Annotated in this window: 4 protein-coding genes and 1 pseudogene; 4 read left to right on the forward strand and 1 reads right to left on the reverse strand. The window is 61.9% G+C overall.

The features are described from left to right. From U5A65_RS40505 to purU, 3 genes and pseudogenes are all read left to right on the forward strand, one after another. Window positions 1-379: pseudogene (locus U5A65_RS40505) on the forward strand (hypothetical protein); the annotation flags it as partial. Between the two features lie 526 nt (window positions 380-905). Continuing rightward, a complete protein-coding gene (locus U5A65_RS40510; RefSeq protein ID WP_321915387.1) occupies window positions 906-1,325 on the forward strand; it encodes a DUF4279 domain-containing protein in 420 nt (139 codons plus the stop codon). Window positions 1,326-1,970: 645 nt separating this feature from the next. Then, entirely contained in the window at window positions 1,971-2,852 is an 882-nt protein-coding gene (gene purU, locus U5A65_RS40515; protein ID WP_321915388.1) for a formyltetrahydrofolate deformylase, read from the forward strand. A gap of 16 nt (window positions 2,853-2,868) precedes the next feature. On the opposite strand, the gene U5A65_RS40520 is transcribed toward purU, so the two are convergent. Further along, a complete protein-coding gene (locus U5A65_RS40520) occupies window positions 2,869-3,132 on the reverse strand; it encodes a hypothetical protein (RefSeq protein WP_321915389.1) in 264 nt (87 codons plus the stop codon). 247 nt (window positions 3,133-3,379) lie between these two features. On the opposite strand from U5A65_RS40520, the gene U5A65_RS40525 reads away from it, so the two are divergent. Next, a complete protein-coding gene (locus U5A65_RS40525) occupies window positions 3,380-4,498 on the forward strand; it encodes a GlxA family transcriptional regulator (protein ID WP_321949686.1) in 1,119 nt (372 codons plus the stop codon). Window positions 4,499-4,999 lie beyond the last annotated feature (501 nt).

Here is a 4,999-nt window from a genome sequence, read left to right on the forward strand (position 1 = left end):
CGCCACCGTGCTCAACCCCAAGGCCATTTTGTTCGCCGGGTCGATTTTTCCGCCTATGGCATTCGAGAGCGTCTCGATGTGGTTCCAGGCCATGGCGGTCTTCGCGGTCTTGCTGGTCCCCATTGGCCTGACGTGGATCGCCATCGGCGCCGCGCCGCGCAATGGGCGTGCGCCGTTCATTCATCTGGCGTTCTTCCAGCGTTGCGCGTCCGTCGTGGTGGGCGCCTTCTCCGTGTCGATGTGGTGCGCAGTGGTCGCCTTGTGCCGTATATGGACCGGCAGTGGACGCAGCGGCCGCGCGTGTTCCGGCTCACGCGAGCACCGCAGTTCTGGCAGTCGGCAAGTGCATCTGGCGGGGGAAACGCGAACCGTCCGTTGACATGGGATCTGTGGGTCGCATTCAAGGCCGCCAGGAGGGAAAAACGGCTGGAGCAGGGTCTACCCTCTCTGAGGCATTCGATGTGCCTTCGCAGGGAACCAAAGCCGCAACGGGACTGACGCAAGCTGTAAGCAGTGCCGCAAGTACTGGCGAAGGAGATGGAGGCGCAGGATTCTTAGGGTTCGTTGAACCAGCGGCAGGCGCTTTGCTCGGTGGCAATGACGCTGATTTGAGCGGCGACGCCATCGAAGGCGAGTCGGCGACGCATCAGTGATGCACAGCCGTTCGACTATCAGCCGCTCGAACTTAGTGCTGACGTAGCGCAGCTTGCCAAATCAACCAACAATCCAGACTACGCGGCGAAGATGCTTGGCTACGATCGCGACACATTCGGCGACATGGTGCACGTCATGAAGGACGATCTTGACTTGTGGCGACGATAATGTCATTTGGCACGACAACGGAAATATCGAGTTTAGAAAAAACATCATCGGCAACATGCACGATTACGCATTCTGAGCACGACATGACAAACACACACCAACTGGCCTATGTCTCGTTCTCGGTTGCCGGAGATAGTCTCCACCCCGAGTTCTGGACGGCATATTTCGGGGTCCCCCCGGATTTTTCGGTCGTGAAGGGCCAACGATTCAAAACTCCTTCCGGCCGGTTTAGCAGCGTACAGGGTCGGACCGGAGTATGGGGCATTCGAAGCAAGACAGCTGTTCGTAGTGATTCACTCGAACCTCATTTTCGCTATCTCATCCGTCACCTAAATCTACCACGCGAAGACCTCCGTCAACTCCTTGCAGACAAAGACGCACACATGCGTTTCTTCTGCTACTGGGACAACGAATCCGGTGATCGTGTCCCCGATGTGCCCGGTGATATTCGCGTCATGATGGAGACAATGGGCGGTACAGTCGAGATTGACGAGTATCGATAGCACAAGGCCGACAAGTCTTGTGCAAGGTGGCATTCATACTGAATCGAGAACGCACCTACAAATCACTACAGCGCGACCCGCCCAATGGAACGCCCTCGCCGGGAAAAGCGGCGCATGCCGCCGAGGTCAGAGGTCAGAGGGTATTGATGGAGAACCATCCTGAAAGCGGTGCGCTGTTGTAATGTGGCCCGAAAAAAGGGCATGCAGCGTACCGGTGCGCCGGCCAGGCCATCCGTTCAACTTCATGCAAAACGTCAACATGGCGCAAGATCAGATTGCCTCGTTGCCGTAGTTCGCGCGGCTCACGACATCCACCGGGCGGCGAGCGACTTATGCGCACGAAGAAGCGCCCACGCCGCCTACTCCACACCCTTACCTGCAGACCCACGCATCTCTCCATCTCCGTTCCAGATTCGCCTCAGCCCTAAAAGCCGCGCGCCAGGAGCAAAGCGACAGCCATCAGGGCAAAAGCGCTTTGCTTCGGGTCGGCGCGCGTCTGCCGCGTTTGGCGTTTTCATTCTCGCGATACAGCGCGTGGGTTCTATGTGCCACGCCCGGATTGATGGCTTACTTGCGCCATCACGCCAGCGCCCCGGCACGAACCGCAAGACGCACCGGGCGCATCACGACACGAGGAGAACGCGCATGCCCACCGAAGACCCACAGCACCGCTACGTGCTCACGCTGTCCTGCCCCGCCGCCGCCGGGCAGGTTGCCGCGGTCGCCGGCTTTCTCGACGCGCACCGCGGCTATATCGACGAACTCACGGTGTTCGACGACGACATCAGCACGCGCTTTTTCCTGCGTTGCGTCTTTCACGAGGTCGTGCAGCCCGGCGCGGGCGAGCGCTTCGATCTCGCGGGCCTGCGCGACGAATTCGCGAGCGTCGGCCGCAAGCACGAGATGACCTGGGCCATCCACGATCTGCGGGTGCGTCCCAAAGTGCTCATCATGGTCTCCAAGCTTGAACACTGCCTGGCCGACCTGCTGTTTCGCTGGCGCATGGGCGAGCTGCAGATGGACATTGCGGGCATTGCCTCGAATCACCGCGATTTCGAACCGCTCGCGCGGCAGCACGACCTGCCGTTTCACTATCTTCCTGTTACGCCGGAAACGCGCCGCGAACAGGAAGCCGCGATCCTCGACCTGTTCGACTCGACCGGCTCGGAGCTGCTGATTCTTGCGCGCTACATGCAGATTCTTTCCGACGAAACGAGCCAGAAGCTGGCCGGCCGCGCGATCAACATCCACCACTCTTTCCTGCCTGGCTTCAAGGGCGCGCGGCCCTATCATCAGGCGCATGTTCGCGGGGTCAAGCTAATCGGCGCGACGGCGCACTTCGTCACCGACGATCTCGACGAAGGCCCGATCATCGAGCAGGAAGTGCAGCGGGTCGACCACTCGCTGAACCCCGAGCGCCTGCTGGCCGTCGGGCGCGACGTCGAATGCGTGACGCTCGCGCGCGCCGTGCGGGTATTTCTCGAGCGCCGGGTGTTCATCAACGACGGGCGCACCGTCGTGCTGTAAGCACGAGCGTGGGTGTTCAAGCCGCCGCGTTGCCGTGGCGACGCTGCGCTTGCGCGACTAGCGCCGCGAACGGGCCTTCGCTCATCTTGCTGGCCACCCGTTGCGCGTAGTCGTGATGCCGCTGCTCGAGCGCCGCGCCCACGCAACGCGCCTGCAAATAGCGCAGCAGCCCGATGCGCCCGTGCCCGCGCGTCATGCTCTGCTCCAGCAGCGCGAGCGCGGCCTCGGCGTCGCCGTGACGGGCGCGCTTGTTGAGTTCGACGGTTTCGGTGCGCGGCATGAAAGCAGGCCTCGTGGATAGGTTCGGCGTGGGGCGCGTGCCCACTAGCGAGTTGACCAAAGCGGCGGCGCTGCCGCTAGAACGAACGCGCCAGGGCGACAGAACCGCGCCGCCATGCGGCAGGTATTCCTTTCAACATTGCGCGGATTTCGCTTTTGCGAAGATCGATGGCGGAAAACGACAAGCGCCAGGGGGCCATATCGGGGATGCTTGGCTGAAACCGTATCGCCGATTTCCAGCGCCCCCCATGTCCGACTCACTTGCCACCGCCGTTTCCTTCGACGCCGCTCCCAAGGAGCGCATTCGCTTCGGCATCGTGCTGCTGCCGAACTTCACGCTGACCGCGTTCTCCGGATTCGTCGACATGCTGCGTTTGTCCGCCGACGAAGGCGATTACAGCAAGCCGGTGCGCTGCTCCTGGCGCGTGATCGGCGAAACGCTCGCGCCCGTGCGTGCGAGTTGCGGCATTCAGATCGCGCCGTGGGAAACCTTTGCCGATGCCGAGCCGGTCGACTATCTCGTGGTCGTGGGCGGACTGCTGCACTCCGGCCCGCACGCGAGCGAAGCCACGCTGCAGTACATCCGCCGCGCGGCCAGCGGCGAGACGACAGTGGTCGGGATCTGCACGGGCGTGTTCGCGCTCATGCGCGCCGGCGTGCTGGACGGCCATCGTATTTGCGTGAGCTGGTTCCACTACTGGGACTTCATCGAGCGCTTCCCCAACGTCAATGCCGACGCTATCGTCGCCGACCGCCTGTTCGCGATCGACCGCCGTCGCATTACGTGCTCGGGCGGGCGCGCATCGATCGACGTCGCCGCGGCGATTTTGCTGCGCCACTTCGATCACGCGACCGTGCAGAAGGCGTTGCGCATTTTGCTGGTGGGCGAAATGCAAAAGGGCAATGCGCCCCAGCCTCACCCGCCCGGCCTCGAACCCGCCACGCACCCGAAGGTCAAGCGCGCCGTGCTGCTGATGGAGCAGCAGGTTGGCCGCAACGTGCCGCTGGAAGAGCTGGCCTGCAAACTGAATCTCTCGGCGCGGCAGCTCGAACGGCTTTTCAAGGCGGAAACGGGTAAGAGCCCGCGTGCGTTCGCCAACGTGCTGCGCCTGCGCACTGCGGCCTGGCTGCTCACGAGTTCGGATCGCACTGTTGCCGATATTGCTTCGAGTTGTGGGTTTTCGGATGCTTCGCATCTTGGGCGCGAATTTCGTAAGCAGTTTGGCGTGCCGCCTGTCATGTTTCGCGCGCAGCGCAGTGGGCAGGATGCTGCGCAGTTGGCGGATCTCGATGCGCTGTTGCGCAGTGAATCGCCGCTTGCGCGGGCGGATGCTGAGGGGGGCGTTGTTCGGGTGTCGCTGCATTGATGTGTTTTTTTGTGGTCCTTCTGGGGCTTTGGCCTTTCCTTGTTTTCGCGTCGGTATGCCAGCGTTGCCCCTGTGCGGGGCGGCACCTACTTTTCTTTGCAGCGGCAAAGAAAAGTAGGCAAAAGAAAGCCGCTCAAACCGCTAATGCCTGCCACAGTTCACCTCGCACCACCCCAGGTGAATGGCTCCGGAGCGTCTGTCACCTCGCACCATTCCCGTTAGTGACAAAGCGCTCATTCGCTCCCGCTGCTCGCTACGCGCGCAGCGGCCGGGTCTGCAAGGGAAACCAGGGGCATTGTCATGCGGTAACGCAATGCAAGCGCACCACTGGTTTTAGGTTATGCCCTTCGGCGCGCGTAGCGCCGCCGGAAGGATGAGCGCCTTGTCACTCAGTTCGGTGGTGCGAGGTGACAGACGCTCCGGAGCCATTAACCCTTGGTGGCGCGATGTGAACTGTGGCAGGCGCTAGCGGTTTGAGCGGCTTTCTTTTGCCTACTTTTC

The sequence above is a fragment of the Paraburkholderia sp. J10-1 genome (assembly GCF_905220165.1).
Taxonomy (GTDB): Bacteria; Pseudomonadota; Gammaproteobacteria; order Burkholderiales; family Burkholderiaceae; genus Paraburkholderia.